Source organism: Clostridium sp. UBA5988, assembly GCF_002435615.1.
In the GTDB taxonomy this organism is placed as follows: domain Bacteria; phylum Bacillota; class Clostridia; order Clostridiales; family Clostridiaceae; genus Clostridium_J; species Clostridium_J sulfidigenes.
Map to the genome: position 1 here is coordinate 1 of NZ_DJBA01000011.1, position 18157 is coordinate 18157.

Genomic DNA, 18157 nt, shown 5'->3' on the forward strand with positions numbered 1-18157 from the left:
TCTATGAATAATTCAGGTTTATTATAGCTGCAACTTCTATAACTCAGCTTATATATCTTTCCGAAGTGGGCGCTTTATTACTAGGTTCTAAAATACCTGTTAATATAAAAGAATTGTTCATAATATTTATAGAAAGAACTTTAATAACTCTTCCTATAATTTCAATTATTGCTCACTTCATATTCTAAAATAATTTATAATATTTAGTTATATTTATTTTAAAGATAAGCAGATCATATTTTATTAATTCAATATGGTCTGTTTTCTTTAGTTTTTGATATTGCCTATTCAATAGTAATGGTAATTATCTTTTAAAATTTTAATAATTTATGTATAATATATCTTATAAGTAAAATAAAAAACAATAATTTTTTTATTGAATAACATAAATTCTATTATAATTGGGGAATCTTAAAGGAGGCATGACAATGTGGATTAATAATTTAATCAGTATAAAAAAAGTAAATATAGATAATATATCTGCTCTTATAATCTATCCTAAAAATTTTACTGAAAAACTTCCTGTAATATTCTTTTATCATGGATGGAGTTCTAATAAAGATGTTCATAAAAACCTAGGCAGTTTCTTAGCTTGCAATGGATATATGGTAGTTATACCTGATTCAATAAATCATGGTGAGCGTGGAACCATCGATTATTGGCAAGGTGAAAGTGGACTAACTAAGTTTTGGCCAACGGTGTTATCCTCTGTAAAGGAATTCAGTTTTATTCTTGATTATATTAAATCTAACTACAATATAGATGAACTCAGAATTGGAGTTTCTGGTCATTCCATGGGAGGAATGATTACTTCTGGTATTATTGCTCATAATAAATGCATTAAGGCTGGAGTAATTATGAATAGCTCTGGCGCTTGGGTTGAAGCTACTTTAGAAATAATTGGAGATCAGTATAAAGATAATAAAGATTATATAGATAAAAGCTTAAATGAACTATCTTCATATAGCCCTATAAATAACATTAATAATTTTAATAATACTCCTCTTCTTTTACTTCACGGGGATAAGGATGCTTTAGTTCCAATTAAAAGTGAGATTGCTTTCTTTAATGCAATAAAAGATCACTATCAAAATAAAGATTTAGTAGATATGAAAACCTACGACAGACTAAACCATTATATAACAGAGGCTATAGTTTCTGAAGCTCTTCAATGGTTTAATACTTATTTGTAAATAAAAATGAGTGGAATTTTCCACTCATTTTTATTATTCTATATACTTAACTATATTTATACCATTTATTTTCATCTTGTATAAACTTATTAAATTCATCAAATCTCCATTATGTATTCCTAAATCATAAGTTTCTACTAAGTTCATAGGAACTATTATATTTTTTTCTTCATTAATTTCATTGAAGTAGGTTATTAAGGATATAGCTAAGGTTTCTACACATATATCTGTACAAACACCTGTAACTATAAAGTTATTAATGCTAGAATTTTCTTTAAGCCATTGTTGAAATTCTTTAGTATGAAATCCATTAGTACTATTCTTCTTTATAACTTTATTATTCTTTGTATAAACCTTTAGTTCTTCTATTAACTCTGATTCTACTGTATCTGCTATACAGTGAGGTGGATATGCATTAAACTCACTAGAGCATTCTTCATGACAATCTATAAAGAATACTTTTTTATAACCTGTAGTTTTATCATTTAGCTTCACTAAAGGGCTTATTATATTCTTCACCCTAGAAGACGCCAAAGGTCCTACATCATAAAAACCCCTAACCATATCAACTACTATTATTGCTGTATTTTCCCCTTTCAAATCCTTTAAATTAATAGATTCTAAATCCATTAACGCTTTTTCCATCTCCTTTAATACCTCATACATTTTATTCACTTCCTATAAACTTTAAATTTAAATTTTATGGACACTAAGTTACACTATTTTTTACCTTTTACCTTCATAATAGTTTTAGTTACCTTGTATCCAATTCCAATAGCAGCAATAACTACACCAGCAACTAATGCTGAAGATAATTTTTCATTATGTTTTTCCAATTGTTCTAATTCAAGATTTTTAAATTTATTTTTTATGTCTATATCTTTTAAAGTCATAGATATCACCCTTTCTATATTATCTTATATTGGATTATACCACTTTCTTCATATAAATTGTTTAAACTTTTACTGAATAATAAACTAAAACTTTACAATTACCTTAATATGAGATTTTTTATTCTTTATTAAATTAACACTCTGTAATATAATTACTAATATACATTATTATAATGGAGGATTTATTATGTTTAAAACAATTATTTGGTTTGGTCATTTTGCCATTAGTCTTTTGACCAAAATTGGACCAATGTATAAAGTTAATTCTTTAGAGAAACAAGGAAAAACTGAAGAAATGGAAGCTTATATACATAAAGTAACCTCAAAGTGGGCTATGTCGCAGCTTAAATATAGCGGAGCAACAGTATCTGTTTATGGTGAAGATAATATTCCATCTAATATTCCTGTAGTATTTATTAGTAATCATCAAGGCAATTTTGATATTCCACTATTAATGAGTTATATTAATAAACCAAAAGGTTTTATTGCTAAAGTTGAAACTTTAAAAATACCTATAGTTAGAACCTGGATGCAATATATTCACTGTGTATTTATGGATAGAAGTAATCTTAGAAAATCTGCTGCTGCTATAATTGAAGGGGTAAAAATAATTAAAGCTGGTCATTCACTAGTTATATTCCCAGAAGGTACTAGAAGTAAGGGTGGTCCTCTAGGTGAATTTAAAGCTGGTAGCTTTAAACTAGCAACTAAATCTAATGCACCTATTGTACCTATAACTATAAATGGTTCCTATAAACTTATGGAAGCTAATAACAATAGAATTAAGGCTGCTAATGTAGAGTTATTTATTCATCCTCCTATTGAAACTAAAAATTTATCTAAAGAAGAACAAGAAAAACTTCCTACTGTGGTTAAAGAAATAATAGCTAGTAAACTTCATAATTAGTTAGACATTCTTAATTATTTCAAAATCATCTATTTAATTTTAAAATAATCATTTGATAATATTGAAATATTAACCTTATTACAGTATTATCAAATAGTATGTAAGTTTGCATAGGAGGAAATAATAAATGAAATATGTTACTTTAGGAGTTTGCTCAAAAGAAATTAACTTTGACGTAGTTGAAAATAAAATAAAAAGTGTAAGTTTTATAGGCGGTTGCGACGGTAATCTACTAGGTATTTCTAGTTTAGTAGAAGGCATGGATATTAATGAAGTTATATCAAGGCTAAAAGGAATCCAGTGCGGTTCAAAAGATACCTCCTGTCCAGATCAATTAGCAAGAGCTTTAGAAGTCTATAAAACTAAGAATTAAAATGAAGCTATCTNNAGATAGCTTCATTTTAATTCTTTTCTAATACTAAATCTCCCATTACAATACCTACCACTTGTCCACTATTATTCTTTATAGGTACTGAAAGAGCTATACAATATCCATCAGTATCAGAAGATATATAGGGCTCTGACTTATATACTAATCCTTTAATGGATTCTTTAAAGTATGGTCTATGAGAATAATTACAATATAACTCTTCCCTGCTTCCCTCAAGGGTTATCCCTTTAGTATCTCCATTTATATCCATAACTGATAGTAGATAAAAGAACGGATATTTTTTCACATATTCTTTTAATGTTTTATTACACTTAGTTTCTTCTAAAGATATTATTGCGCCTTCTTTTGCAACACTATTCAAAATATTTTTAGCATTATTTATATATTTTTCAGTATCTTCATCTAAAATATAATTTTGTGCAAAGGATGATATTATAAGCTTCATATCTTTATTCATATTTACAACTTCTTTGATATTATCAGAAACACGCTTTACTACATTAAGTTGAGCTTTAGAACTTTCTGCTGTATTTTGTACATGAATTGTAGTTTTAGAAACAAAATTAGAAATACTATTTATAGATAGCTCTATATTCCTTAAATTTACATTTTGTTCCTCAATAGCTTTATTTATTTCTTGTATAGAGTTTAATGTATTCATACTAGAACTAGATATAGATTGAAAATTTTCACTATTTTTCTTAGCGTATGAAATAGATTCTTTTATAACTGATAAGTCTTCTTCCATTATAGATCCAAATTCATATATATCTTTTTGAACATTATCTGTTATCTTTTGAATTTCATCTGCTTGTACAGATGACATTTCTGCCAATTTTCTTATTTCCTCAGCCACTACAGAAAAACCTCTTCCAGCTTCTCCTGCTCTTGCAGCTTCTATGGATGCATTTAAAGATAATAAATTGGTAGTACCACTTATTTCTTTTACAGTATCAGATATATCTTGAATTTTTTGTGCACCAATTTCTAAGGCTTTTATCCTAAGAGAGAGTTCCTTTTCCAAACATAGTGATTTTTCCATCTTATTAATAAGTTTATCAAACTCACTCTTGCTTTCACTTACAGATTCCATCATTGACATAGCTGTTTTTTCTACGTTATGAGAATTTCTAACCATAGTTCCATGATTTAAAACAATACTTTCTATATCACTTCTAACAGATACAACTTTATCAACCTGATTATTCATATCATCTGATATGGTGGTTATAGATTCTACATTTTCAACTACATGTAACTCCATATTTTTCATATCTTCATTTAAGACATCACAGTTTATAAGTATCCTATCACTAATTTCTGTAGATTTTCCTATAAGCCTTCTAACCTTTATCATAAAGTCATTGGAATAAACAATTAGTTCTTTTATTATTTTAATTTTGTTTGCTTTTAGTTTCTTTGTTAAATCACCTTGAGCAATTTTCTCCATTTCATTAGTTAGCCTTCTTATTGAACTTCTAATTCTTATATTAAATATAGAAACTATGATTAAAGCCACAATAAAAACTCCTATTATACCCCAAAATACATCTTGTGTTTTCAAATTTTTACCCCCTCTATATGAAATTAAAGCCATATAATATATAATTATACATTATTATCAATACATTTCCTACAAAAATATTACTTATTAAGTAGAATAACCGAATTTTGGATATACCCAACGGTTTTTCCCAATATTTTTCTAGGTAAAACCCTAGATATTCCTATAGCAATTTTATTTTTAATCCCAGGTATAATTATTCTTTTTCCTTTCATAAATTCTTTATACCCTATTTCAGCTACTAATTTAGGCGACATTGCTCCTCTTAATTCTCTTTTGCCAGCTCTTTGATGAAATTCTGTTTTTGTAGTTCCTGGACAAAGTCCACTTACCTGAATATTATACTTTTTAAGTTCGATTGATAAAGCTTCAGTTAAAGATAATACATAAGCTTTTGATGCATAATATACTGCAGTATAAGGTCCTGGTTGATAAGCACCAGTAGATGCCACATTTAGGATTTTCCCACCCCCATTTTTAATCATTTCATTAGAAATTAAATATGTAAGCTCCGTTAAAGCAACCATATTAGTTTGTATTACTAAACCATGACTTTCCATATTAATTTCATGAAATAGACCACAATAACCTACACCAGCATTATTTATTAGTACATCTATCCTTAAATCTAAATTTATAATTTCATTAAAAATCTCATTTCCACTATGCGATTTAGATAAGTCCCTCTCAATTATAACAACTTCTATTCCATAAATCTTTGATAGCTCCTCTTTAATTCTTTTTAAAACTTCAATTCTTCTCGCAACTAAAATTAAATTATAGCCATTTTGGGCAAAGATTTTACTAAGCTCATATCCAATTCCAGACGAAGCTCCAGTAATTAATGCTGTTTTTCTTTTAATTTTCATATATAATTCCTCCTTGAAAATTCAAACTATATTATTATAAAATAGTTAATATTTATTTTTTCATATATATAATACAGATTTAAATTATTAATTCAAATTTTAATTCAAATTTTAATTCAATTAATTGAAAATTACTAGATATTTTATCTTTATATAGATATATTATAAATAATCTAAGCAATTTTAACCTACACTATATAGTATAAAAGATTAAATATTACATTTGTAAAATAAGTATGGAGGATATTTATGAAATTTGAAAACCTTTCCCTTGATTTTTTTCGTAGGGATGCAAGAAAAGTTGCTGAGGACCTCTTAGGTAAAATAATAGTAAGGAATTATATGGAATATAAGCTCACTGGTAGAATTGTAGAAACTGAGGCTTATGTGGGAAAAATTGATAAAGCTTCTCATGCCTATAACTATAAGAAAACCACTAGAACGGAACCTTTATTTAAAAGTGCTGGTATAGCCTACGTATATAAAATATATGGAATGTATAACTGCATGAATATAGTAACCGGTTGTGAAGGCGATCCTCAAGGAGTCTTAATTCGTGCCATTGAACCAATAGAAGGTATTGAAGTTATGAGTGAAAACAGATTTAATAAACCTTTTACTAAGCTTAAGCCCCGAGAAATATTAAATCTCACTTCCGGTCCTGGAAAACTATGTATAGCCTTTAACATAGACAAATCTTTAAATACCCATTCTATATTAAGTGAGGAGTTATCCTTATATGCAGACGATTTTAAAGACTTCAAAATTGTGTATTCTAAAAGGATTGGCATTGATTACGCTGAAGAGGCAAAAGATTTTCTTTGGAGGTACTATATTGAAGGTAATAAGTATGTTTCAGTTATAGATAAAAAATCATCTCTATAAAATTACAGAGATGATTTTTATCTATATTTCTAATTATAGTTTTAAAAATTTATCAAATCTATTTCTAACTCTTTCTTCTCCCATTATTTGCATAATAGTATAAAGGTCTGGTGTATTATTTCTATAAGTTAATGCCGTTCTTACACATCCAGCTACATCTGAAACCATCCCTTTGTAATTTTCAGGATTTTTCTTAAAGGCTTTTCTGTCTGTAGCGTACCCTAATTCTACAGCTACTACTTTTAACTCTTCAAACCAAGTATCCTTATCAGTATTAAAATTATATGCCTTAGCATAAGCTTCTATTACCCTTTTAGCTTCTGCTAAATCTATATTCTTAGGAAATTCTATTTCTTCTGAAGTACTGTTGAATAATTCATCAAAAAAGAAGAATATTTTTTCCTTAACATCATTCCATTTAGCAAAATCCTTTCTAGGTTTTGGTCCTTCTTTATCAATATTGAATATTTCTTTACACATTAATTCATTGTTAGTTACTATGTCATACATTTCCTTATCATAATTCTTAGCCCAATTTATATAGTAGTCATATACCACATCAGCCTTTAACTTGCAAATTACATTTTTACTTACGTCACTTAATTTTACAATATCAAATAAAGCACCACTTTTACTCATCTTATCTAGATATACTCTAAATTCATGATAATCAGATGATGGATTTTCTTCTCTCCACTGTTCAAAAGTAGAATTTATTATATTAAGTAAATATTCTATAACAGATATCATAGGATATCCTTCTTCATCATAATAACTTACTGCACTTTCGGGATCTTTTCTCTTAGATAACTTTCTTTTAGAATCTCCATCTAACTTCATTATTGTAGGAGTATGTGCATATTCAGGTCTATCAAATCCAAGAATATCAAAGAGTTGAATATGAATTGGAAGGGATGATAACCATTCTTCTCCCCTAATTACAGTAGTAGTTCCCATTAGCGCATCATCAATAGCATGAGCAAAATGATAGGTTGGAAGTCCATCAGATTTAATTATAACTATATCTTGATTGCTTTCTGGGAAAGAAATATCACCTTTAACTAGATCGTGAAACTCAACTCTGTTATCTGGATTACCTGGGGATTTTAATCTTATAATATATTTTTCACCTTCACCTATTCTTTTTAAAGCTTCTTCTGGAGATAAATTTCTACAGATTGCATATTCTCCATAATATCCTGGAGTTAATTTTTCACTAATTTGTTTTTCTCTCAGTTGTTCTAAATCTTCTGATGTACAAAAACATGGATAAGCAAGACCCTTTTTAATTAAATCTCTGGCAAAAGTTTTATATATCTCTTCTCTTTGGCTTTGTCTATAAGGACCGTACTCACCTTTAGATGTATTATCCCCTGTCATACCTTCTGTAAAATCTAACCCAAACTTATGCATGGTATTTATAGTATCTTCTATAGCACCAGCCACTTCCCTTTTTTGATCCGTATCTTCGATTCTTAAACAAAAAACTCCTTCGCTTTGAGTAGCTATTCTTTCATCTATTAATGCAGAAAATACTCCTCCTATATGTTGAAACCCTGTTGGACTTGGAGCATATCTAGTAACCTTGGCACCTTCTTTAAGGTTTCTCTTGGGATACTTTGAAATATAATACTCAGGCTCCTTATCAATGTTAGGGAAAATTGTATTTGCTAATATTTCATAATTCATTTTACTCACCTTACCTTATATATTTATTAATTACCTCACACTTTAGCTTAATCCATTTTATATAATACAACTTAATAATATAATTTAGCATTTTACATAATATGAGATATATAGTAATCTTATTTAAAGTTTACCTTATATAAAACTCTATTAAATATTAATCCATTTTAAATATTACCATAAAATAAAGTATAATTGTACCCCTATATGTTTTAATATAAACTCCTTAGATTTTATATAAAAGATTCATCTTAGTTTCTTTTCCATTTGTTTTCATAATTTTGATACCTTGGAATTTTTCATAATTTTCTTTAATTCCTTCATCTAAGTTAATGGATTTTTTTTCATTAGCCATATACGCAACTATTTCATCATATTCAATGAGTTCTTCTATTTTCCTTTTTAACTTTTCACTTTTTTTCCTAGCTATTGCTCTTTCCTTAGCACTATATTCCTGTGAATCTTTTATTAGTTCCAATGTACTCAATTCACCTTCATATTTTCGTTGCATAAGATGAACATATTCTGTCCTCAATAAAGCTACAGTTAAGCCATCATATCTATGAGCATATACCAATGCTTTAAATCCATCATTCTTACCTGAATCAAATAACCAATATATAGGTTTCTTTCCATAAGCTTTTATATGATCCTTATAGAATTCCTTAAAGAAGTATCTTCTAATGCTTTGCCTTGAAGTTTCACTATCTTTTTTGCCTAAAATATTGGCTATAAAGTTAAGATTCTCTTCCAATACTTCATTTCCATAAACTGCTTTTAAAAATTCAATGAACTTGGTCATTAAGTCTTCTGAAAAATACTTTTCTTCTGTTATAGGCATTATATTATCAAATTTAGGCATAAACCTTGAATTAACCCATCTATCATCATTTACTTTTCCAGTGGAATCTATTTCTACTTTTTTAACTCTATGATTTTTAAAATCCCATTTATCTTGGAAGTTTCCACCTCCATACACTAACCCATCAACATCTATTGAATATCTACCCATAATACATCCCACTGCAAAAGATATTAAAGATTTAACTTCTCTTTCTACCTCAATTCTCCTTAGTGTTATATCTTTATAGGATACATCCGGGGATAATTCTTCATTTAAACCATAAACATCTATGAAAATTTTATTTAATTTCTCTTCATTATTTTTAAGTTTCTCAATAATTTTCATATTTTCTTTTTCCCAAAGTTTAAATCTAGATTCTATGGTTACATTCTTAACTTTTTTTTCTCTTAAGCCTCTCATCAATGGATGAGTTCTAAAGTTCCATGATGTCTCAAAGTCATTCCATTCCCCTTCACTAATGGCTATGTTTTCTTCTACAATTTCATCAATGATAGATTTTATTTCTTCTTTAAATACATCTTCATGTATTGGAATATTCTTCAAATCTCCTACTTGTATATTATAGGTTGGATTCATTATATCTAAAAACATATTAGCAACTTTGCTGCATAACAATGCTAGTACTACCTTTTCTAGGTCTTTATCATCAAAGAATATAGAAGATCCAGCAACGTCAAATATGAACCCCTGAGGAGAATACCTTACTCCCATATTTTCAGAAATAAAAGTGTATGTAAGACCACTTTTAAAATAAAACTCCTCATTTTTTATAGTTCTACTATATGATTTATATAACTTTGCTGCATAATCTTTTACTTCACTACCATCATCTTTCCAATTAATCACATATCTATTATTACCAAACCACTTTCTGTATTCTCCACCTTTGTTATATGGAAACCATTTTTTCTTACTTAACAAAGCTTCATCTCTATCAGCAACTGAAAATTTAATTTCATTTATATCAACTTCATACCAATCTCTTAAAAACCGTTTATTATCTGATGTAGCCATTCCTTGTCTAGGCTTTGCAATATTTTCAAACTTGTGTAAATTAGAAAATAAATTTAATACATTATCATTTACCCAATAAGCAAAAGGTTTTGTTGGAATTGTCATAAGTTTTTTTAACCATATATTATAAATCCCATCTCTCTCCATTCCACTACAAACCGACTTAATCTTTACTTTCTTTTCTAAAGCTGTTACCTCTTTAGTAAGGTCTACAACTCTCGTTTTATATTTAGGAATTTCACTATTTTGATTTATAAAAGCAACATTCTGTACTATGGTCCCCACATTATCTTCAAATACTCTAGATCCTAAATGAATCATGCTAATAAATGTGCTGTCCTCTAAAAGCTTACCTCTAAGTTCTAAAAAACTACTTAAAAACATCCATGAATGCTGATTTACCATGGCATATATCCCATCCTTTTTCAGATAGCTCTTACACACTTCCATATATACAGAAAATAAATCATGCTTTGATAAAGGATAATGATTGGTCAAATATTTAGCTAGGGTATCATTAGCTCCCCTTAGTCCCATATAGGGTGGATTAGTAATACAAACCTCATATTTGATACTCATTATTTCTCCCTGATTAATGAGATTTGGTAATTTATTCAAAAGTATCTGTCTATAATCACTAAATACTAAATTATTTTCTTCATTTATCTCTTCTAATCGTACTTTTAACCTCTGAAAATTAACCTTCTCAACTCTTAATATTGATCCAAACTCTTTACCATCCTTAAAGGTATTTACCAAATAAGATAAATCACCTCTTAGCTCCTCATCTTCCTTTGCGAAATATTCTATAATTTCATAAGTAATACCATTACTTTCTTCTATAGCTACTATATTAAGCTTCAAAGGATTTTTTTCAACGTCTCTAAAAAATCTTCTATTATATGCTCTAGCCTTCATAATAAGACAGAAAGTACCAATTTGGCTAGCTCTTAAATCTATATCTAATCCAAATATATTATTTTCTAAAATTTTTCTTGAAATCTCTCGCTCTGGATAAGCTGAAGATTTGTAAATTTTATAAAGCACATCAAAGGCATATAACAATATGTGCCCCGAACCCATACATGGGTCAAGAACCTTTATATCCTCAGGATGTAAATTTTTTCTACCCAATTTAATATTATGTAAAATGTCATCTATTTCGAAATCCTGAATGCTTTCCTCTAAATAATATTTTAATTCATTCTTTAAATTTTCATCCTCATGTCCTTGAATCCATGTGGTTCCTAATGAATTTTCTACTAAGTATTTTACTATCCACTTAGGAGTAAATAACTGAGTAGCTGCTGGAATGTTTTCTTTAGTTATTTTTACATTTTTCTTTAGATCATCAAAAACCTTATCTTTCTTTTCAGATATATAATACTGATACATCCACCCTATAATTTCTACTTCCTCTTTCCAGTCTTCTTCATCTATGTCACTGCACATTTTCCTTAGTATGGAACCTTCTTCTAACAAATTATCAGGAAATAATAATTCTGTATAATCTTCTATTTTCTCAAATAAACCAGGAATAATATTCCCTAATTCATTACATTGTCTTATTAAAATATATTTATATAGATTTTCTCTATCAGAATTTTTACTACTATCTAACAATTTATAGACTAAATTTGAATCTAGTCTCAACTCTCTTATAACTTCACCAACCCTAAATAAAATATCTGGTTCCCTTTTACCTGGTATCTCTGAAGATATAATTCTTATTCCAATGGGCAAATAATCATTTACTTCCATATATCTTAAAGCAATAAACCTGTTAAACCAAGTATATGCCACTTCTTCCACAACTTCATCTAAAGATTTTGATTCTATTTCCTTTATTAGTGATTTTCTATGATTAGGTGAAATATTAAATATTTCTTCTCCACCCACTACTTTAAATCCACTTTGAACCACTTCTATATCTCTAATTCTATTATCTTCAATACCTATTTTATACGCTCTATCTTTTATTTTTTCAATAAGATTACTTCTTGCCCAAGTGGCAAAAGCCTTAACTTTATTCTTATTCATCCTTTAATTGCTCCTTATTTGCTATGTAAAATTTCAATAGCTTTATTATAACATAGTAAGATTTTTTTATTGAAATTTTTATATAATTCCTTAGCACATTATTTTTCTTTTCAAGTTCTGAAATTTTATAATTAAACCTTAAAGAGCTATCTCAAAATAATTTTCTAAAGTCTCTGAAATGTTGAGTTTATACTTTAATACCATTACCAGATAGTACTCAACATAATTAAGATTTAGATTACTTTGAAATAGCCCTTTTATAAATAAAATCTTTAATTCTAATAACCGTTTTTTTTTGCTACTATACCACTTTCATTGGTACCAGGCTCTTCAATAGTAGTATTAAAACTACTTTGAGCGTATTGACCTTGAGATTTATTACCATTACGAAGATAGTTCTCCTTTTTGTATTTCCTTTTATCTTCTTCACGTTGTTTAATCTCATATTGTTGTTCTCTTAATAAATCATGATCCATATTTATCCCTCCTTTAACACATATATTCATTGTTTATTATGTGTTAAAGTTTTTTTAGTATACTGTAAAACGCAATATACTTTTCCTATAAATTCTATTGTTAATTTAATTATAAAATCTAGATCTCAGTATAATTATCCTTAAACCAATCTATTAGTTTTCTTGCAATACTAATGCTTCCAGGAATACTAGGTAAATTATTTACCTCAAACCAGTTTGCCTCTTCAATTTCAACTCCATCAACCTTTATTTCACCCTTATCATATTCTGCTGTGAACCCCACCATAAGAGAGTTAGGAAATGGCCATGGTTGATTACCAAAATATTTTATATTTTTAACTTCTATTCCTACTTCCTCCATTACTTCCCTCTCTACACATTCCTCTAAAGTTTCACCAGGTTCCAAAAATCCTGCTAAAACACTATAAAAATTATGTTTTGACTTAGCATTTTTAGCAAGAAGCAATTTGCCATTCTTAACTATAGCAACTATTATAGCAGGACTTATTCTAGGGTAGCTTATAAAACCACACTGTGGACATATTTTCCCATATTCATTTAGTATAGTATTAGTACTATTACCACAAACACCACAATATTGATGGGTTCTATCCCAATTCATAATTTGAATAGCACGTCCCGCTTCTATATATATTTCATCTGGAACTTGTCCATATAAGTTTCTTAAGGTTATAAACTTCATACCCAAAGGTTCTGTATACTCTTTTGATACCTCTACAGAGTAACACTTACCACAGCTTCTAATTCCTAGATCTTGAACTCTTACCGGATTAATATTAACTGATTCTAAATCTTTAAAGCTTGGTATAAAAATTTTATCTTCTTTTTCTTCTACTAACAATTCATTTTGTCTAAATATAAACCAAATAGGAGCATTAGTTTTTTCTATTGATAAATGATTCATTATTTTTCCTTCTTTCATTTTATATAAAATCTATATTAACCTTAATATATTTTATTAATTAAGTCTATACTATTTTTTAGTTTAAAATATAAAAAACCTCGTAATACTTATTAGTACTACGAGGTATGGTGCGCCATCAGGGGTTCGAACCCTGGACCCCTTGATTAAGAGTCAAGTGCTCTGCCAGCTGAGCTAATGGCACATGTCCTTGTCACAAATATTATTATACAACTCACTGTAAGTTTTGTAAAGTATTTTATTAAAATACATTAAATAAATATTTATCATTTAATGTAAAAAAATATAAACCAATGCAGTTTATACTTAAATAGATTAATTTAATCGTATTAATTATTTTATGAGTTACTTTTTTCAAAAAAATTTTTATTAAATAAGAAATAACACTCTACAGTATTGTTTCCCTTGGTGCGCCATCAGGGGTTCGAACCCTGGACCCCCTGATTAAGAGTCAGGTGCTCTGCCAACTGAGCTAATGGCACATGTCCTTGTCACAAATATTATTATATTAAGATTATTTAATTTTGTAAATAATTATAGGTATATACAATAGATTTCAAAATATCTATTGTATATACCTATATTGTATTTAAACATCCTTTATCTTCATTATATAAATTTCTTATTTACATCCCTTGATCCACTTAGATATAATAAGTGAGGATAATATATATTAAATTCTATAACATCACCAACTTTATAATTGGTTTTACAGTCTTCTATATCTATAATTAAATGATCACTACTAGCACCAATTACCTCTATATTTTTATCTATAGGTATTAAAGTATCCACAGAAACAAAATCCTGTTTACCTATTGCCAATAATGCACGTCTTCTTTCACCTCTATCGTTATAGGTGGGCTTATTCCCAAATGCATCTATAAATATTTCACCAATTGGATGAGATGGCTTATTTTTAACTTCCACTATCTGAGCTTTTAGAACAAATGCATCTTGATGTAACATGGACATATCATACTCCCAAAAATCATCTAAATCCTTAGCAACTAATATTCCTTCACCAATTCTTAAATTATTAATTTTACTTGGTATTTTTCCATCCCAAATTAAGGTTAATGACGAAGTAGCTCCTCCTGAAACCACATCCAATTCTCTTCCAATTAAGGCTTCAATTTTTTCTGCTACATCACATAATCTACCTAAATTCTCTTCTGTTGGTTTTACAGAACCATAGCATCCTAAATTCGTCCCTATACCATAAAGCTTTACATTAGTTAATTCTTTCTCTACATATAACGCTAAGTTTATGAACTCTTTTTCATCTACAATGCCTTCCCTTAAATCGCCTAAGTCCATCATTAAAATAACTTTATGATTCTTGTTTTTATATTTACACTCTTCATTTATTTTCTCTAAAGTTTCAATTTCAGAATTTAAACTTATATCCACATATTCTACTAATTGTTTTATTTCATTATGCATAGGTATTCTAATAAGCATAATAGGTTTTTTTACACCTTGTTTTTTCATCTCTATAACTTGATTTATTCTAGATGTAGCAAGATACTCACATCCCGCCTTATCCATCTCTGAAACAATCTGTGGCATAGCATGTACAACTTTAACTACTCCTGCTACAGAAATTCCTTGATTCTTACATAAATCCACTACATATTTAGTATTATCATATACCTTTTTTAAATTTATCTCTAATAGAGGAAATTCTTCCAGCTCCTCTGTCTCCTTTATATGGATATCATTAATCAAAGTGTTTTCTAACATAGTATCCTCTCCAGTCCCCTAATATAAAGATACCTAATTTAAATTAGTTTTATTTAACAGCTGCTATCTTGTTTTTATTATAAGAAAATTCACTCAATACTTCTCCATCCATATTAATTAAAATAAACCCAACCAAAAACCACTCATAACACAACCATATAATTATGCTATGAGTAATTTAAAAACAAATATAATTTCAAATTTATTCGATTTCTTAATGGTTATTAACATAGTTCTTAGGTTCTATGAATCTTAGAAATCGTTATCCAGGGACGCAGAAGCTCTAATACTCCCAATTTGGAAAATAAGGGAGCATTAGAGCTGATAGTCATTTGATAAAAATATTTATGAAATTAACTTCTAATCAATTCTTTAATAAGTAATGATAACTTTAGTAACCCTTTCTCCAACTCTTCTATAGGTGCATAGGAAAAAGAAATTCTTAAAGAATTGTTAAAATTAGCATCATATATATATCCAGGATACAATAAAATTCCCATTTTACATGCTTCATCAAAAAGCTTATACATACCTATTTTATACTTTAAAGTAATCCAAACATAATATCCTCCTGAAGGTATTTCCCAAGTAGCTATATCCTTGAAGTATCTATTTAATGCATTTATTGTTACATCTCTTCTTAGAGTTAATTGGCTTCTTATCTTTTTTAGATGATTTTCGTACAATCCTGTTTCTAACCACTTACCCACAGTAAGTTGAGATAAAGAGCTGGAACCATAATCAGTTTGCATCTTTATATCACCTAATCGTTCAATTACTGGTTCTGGTCCTACAATCCAACCAATTCTTAGCCCTGGACATAACGTCTTTGATACGCTTCCTACATATAATACTAATCCATTAGTGTCTATACTCTTAATAGGGTCCGGTGGTGGGGCATCAATCCAAAGTTCCCTATATACATCATCTTCAATAATAGGCAATTTTTCTTTCTGACAAACCTTTATCAACTCTTTTCTTCTTTTTTCTGACATAACTATAGAAGTAGGATTTTGAAAGTTTGGTATAGTATATAGTATAGATGGAACATGTTTTTTTATGTAATCTGGAATTAAATTAGCCATAACTCCTTCATTATCCATAGGTATACCACTTCTTCTCATATCTAAGGACTGAAATATTTGAAGTGAGTACATATAAGAAGGATTCTCTAGCAATACAGTAGAACCCTTTTGCAATAAGCCCATAGAAATTAGTTGCATTGCTTGCAAAGCTCCAGAAACAATAAGTATAGAACCTGGTGATGTATATATGCCAATTGTCTTTAAATAATTACTTACTTGCTGCCTAAGATACATAGTTCCACTGGGACTTTCATATCCTAAATTATCCATATCCTTAGCTACTTCATTTAATATTATTTTCATATCTTCTTTTGGAAATAATTCTGATGATGGTTCTCCAGTGCTCAATCGTATATAATCTTCTCTAAACTCAAGGGTATTGATTTTCTTAATAGTTTTAACATTAGGGATATGAATGCCCTCATCAATATAGGATTTCCAATCTGGTTGTATATTAGATAATAAAGGTGATACATTATTTACTATCTTAGTTCCACCCTTTCCCTTACCTTCTAAGATCCCTTCTGCCTTTAACTCATCTATAGCTGAAACAATAGTACTCCTATTTACATTGAAAATTTTAGCTAACTCTCGTTGCGTAGGAATCATAAACCCTACTTGCCATTCCCCTCCATTTATTTTTTCCTTAAAGTAATCTACAATTTGAATATATAGAGGCTTATTTAAGTTTTTATCCGGTTTCCAATCTATATTTATTATATTTATCTCTCCTTTCAAGATAATACGATATTAAATATATTTATTTATATATTTAATATATTAAACTAAATATCCCTTCTTTTATAGCTCTTTATAAAAATAAAGCTTAATTATCAAATGATAATTAAGCTTTATTCTTATAAATTAAGTTTTCATACTAAGATTGCATTTCTATATCTTTCTTCTCTAAATAAGTACATATAGCTCTAAAATCATCTATCCAATGAATTTTAGCAAGTTCTCGTAAATCTAAAGTTATACCTGTACTCTTATGTTTAATATATTCCATATTATAAATTTCTGTTTCTACAAAATTATCTATATGACTATATATACATGGAACAAATTTATCCCAATTTTGTTCAAAATATTTAGTTTTTGCATAACATAATCTATTTATATGAAATATTATTCCTATAGGTGAACTTTTCATAGCTAGTTTATGACTAAAATATTCTTGATTAGGATATTTGGGCTCTATTCTTTCCCAATATAAGTTTTCATTGGGATGTAAATTGAACTTATCAATTATCTTGCACTTTTCTTCACCCAACTCTTCCCTCATCAGCTTTTCTCTAATAGGCTGTTCCAACTCTTTTAAATACTCTAGATTCATAATGTAATGCCCCCTATTAAAACCTTGTTATATGTAAATATAATGCATTATTCTTAATTTCATTTTATTCCTTTATATAGCTATTTACCAATACTAATTATTGATAAGTATAATATTACTTATTGATAATATTAATACAACAATATAGTTAGTCTATTATTCTAATCACATATATAATTTTACATAAATAAGATTGCTTTAATTACTGACTGATCTACAAAACTTACCTATAAAACTATTTATATAGTAGTTCTATTCATG

General features: G+C 28.3%; 15 protein-coding genes, 2 tRNA genes and 1 pseudogene. 5 read left to right on the forward strand and 13 right to left on the reverse strand.

Annotation, left to right across the window (positions count from 1 at the left end; translation table 11 throughout):
- Positions 1 to 14 precede the first annotated feature (14 nt).
- Together B3J31_RS01275 and B3J31_RS01280 are read left to right on the forward strand one after the other, a co-directional pair.
- A pseudogene (locus tag B3J31_RS01275) lies at positions 15 to 188 on the forward strand (YjiH family protein); the annotation flags it as partial.
- A 240-nt stretch (positions 189 to 428) separates the two neighbouring features.
- Complete coding sequence (locus B3J31_RS01280) at positions 429 to 1193, forward strand: prolyl oligopeptidase family serine peptidase (RefSeq protein WP_167403024.1); 765 nt, start codon at positions 429 to 431, stop codon at positions 1191 to 1193.
- 33 nt (positions 1194 to 1226) lie between these two features.
- On the opposite strand, the gene B3J31_RS01285 is transcribed toward B3J31_RS01280, so the two are convergent.
- Both B3J31_RS01285 and B3J31_RS01290 read right to left on the reverse strand, forming a co-directional pair.
- On the reverse strand, positions 1227 to 1859 hold the full coding sequence (locus B3J31_RS01285; RefSeq protein ID WP_150844245.1) for an isochorismatase family protein: 633 nt from the start codon (positions 1857 to 1859) through the stop codon (positions 1227 to 1229).
- A 53-nt stretch (positions 1860 to 1912) separates the two neighbouring features.
- Complete coding sequence (locus B3J31_RS01290; protein WP_167403025.1) at positions 1913 to 2086, reverse strand: hypothetical protein; 174 nt, start codon at positions 2084 to 2086, stop codon at positions 1913 to 1915.
- 187 nt (positions 2087 to 2273) lie between these two features.
- On the opposite strand from B3J31_RS01290, the gene B3J31_RS01295 reads away from it, so the two are divergent.
- Positions 2274 to 2993, forward strand: a complete 720-nt coding sequence (locus tag B3J31_RS01295; RefSeq protein WP_035132953.1) for a lysophospholipid acyltransferase family protein — start codon at positions 2274 to 2276, stop codon at positions 2991 to 2993.
- A 127-nt stretch (positions 2994 to 3120) separates the two neighbouring features.
- Positions 3121 to 3366, forward strand: coding sequence for a TIGR03905 family TSCPD domain-containing protein (locus B3J31_RS01300; protein ID WP_150844246.1), 246 nt, complete (start codon positions 3121 to 3123; stop codon positions 3364 to 3366).
- 28 nt (positions 3367 to 3394) lie between these two features.
- On the opposite strand, the gene B3J31_RS01305 is transcribed toward B3J31_RS01300, so the two are convergent.
- Both B3J31_RS01305 and B3J31_RS01310 read right to left on the reverse strand, forming a co-directional pair.
- On the reverse strand, positions 3395 to 4948 hold the full coding sequence (locus B3J31_RS01305; RefSeq protein WP_346867283.1) for a methyl-accepting chemotaxis protein: 1554 nt from the start codon (positions 4946 to 4948) through the stop codon (positions 3395 to 3397).
- Positions 4949 to 5028: 80 nt separating this feature from the next.
- Entirely contained in the window at positions 5029 to 5817 is a 789-nt protein-coding gene (locus B3J31_RS01310) for an SDR family oxidoreductase (protein ID WP_346867284.1), read from the reverse strand.
- A gap of 249 nt (positions 5818 to 6066) precedes the next feature.
- On the opposite strand from B3J31_RS01310, the gene B3J31_RS01315 reads away from it, so the two are divergent.
- Positions 6067 to 6702, forward strand: coding sequence for a DNA-3-methyladenine glycosylase (locus B3J31_RS01315; protein ID WP_150844249.1), 636 nt, complete (start codon positions 6067 to 6069; stop codon positions 6700 to 6702).
- A 33-nt stretch (positions 6703 to 6735) separates the two neighbouring features.
- Here B3J31_RS01315 and gltX read toward each other — a convergent pair whose 3' ends face one another.
- The 9 genes from gltX to B3J31_RS01360 all read right to left on the reverse strand — a co-directional run bounded on the left by gltX (position 6736) and on the right by B3J31_RS01360 (position 17896).
- Positions 6736 to 8391, reverse strand: a complete 1656-nt coding sequence (gene gltX, locus B3J31_RS01320; RefSeq protein WP_150844250.1) for a glutamate--tRNA ligase — start codon at positions 8389 to 8391, stop codon at positions 6736 to 6738.
- Positions 8392 to 8617: 226 nt separating this feature from the next.
- A complete protein-coding gene (gene pglX, locus B3J31_RS01325) occupies positions 8618 to 12310 on the reverse strand; it encodes a BREX-1 system adenine-specific DNA-methyltransferase PglX (protein ID WP_346867285.1) in 3693 nt (1230 codons plus the stop codon).
- A gap of 278 nt (positions 12311 to 12588) precedes the next feature.
- Positions 12589 to 12786, reverse strand: coding sequence for a hypothetical protein (locus B3J31_RS01330; RefSeq protein WP_035132938.1), 198 nt, complete (start codon positions 12784 to 12786; stop codon positions 12589 to 12591).
- Between the two features lie 118 nt (positions 12787 to 12904).
- Positions 12905 to 13729, reverse strand: coding sequence for an NAD(+) diphosphatase (gene nudC, locus B3J31_RS01335; protein WP_150844252.1), 825 nt, complete (start codon positions 13727 to 13729; stop codon positions 12905 to 12907).
- Positions 13730 to 13837: 108 nt separating this feature from the next.
- Positions 13838 to 13913 (reverse strand) — tRNA-Lys (locus B3J31_RS01340).
- Positions 13914 to 14135: 222 nt separating this feature from the next.
- Positions 14136 to 14211, reverse strand: a tRNA-Lys gene (locus B3J31_RS01345).
- Positions 14212 to 14338: 127 nt separating this feature from the next.
- The gene (locus B3J31_RS01350) at positions 14339 to 15475 is read right to left on the reverse strand and encodes an alanine/ornithine racemase family PLP-dependent enzyme (RefSeq protein ID WP_346867286.1); all 1137 of its coding nucleotides are present in this window, start codon (positions 15473 to 15475) and stop codon (positions 14339 to 14341) included.
- A 353-nt stretch (positions 15476 to 15828) separates the two neighbouring features.
- Positions 15829 to 17298: a PLP-dependent aminotransferase family protein gene (locus tag B3J31_RS01355; protein WP_346867287.1), complete on the reverse strand. Its 1470-nt coding sequence runs from the start codon at positions 17296 to 17298 to the stop codon at positions 15829 to 15831.
- A gap of 139 nt (positions 17299 to 17437) precedes the next feature.
- The gene (locus B3J31_RS01360; protein ID WP_346867913.1) at positions 17438 to 17896 is read right to left on the reverse strand and encodes a hypothetical protein; all 459 of its coding nucleotides are present in this window, start codon (positions 17894 to 17896) and stop codon (positions 17438 to 17440) included.
- Between the last annotated feature and the right edge of the window lie 261 nt (positions 17897 to 18157).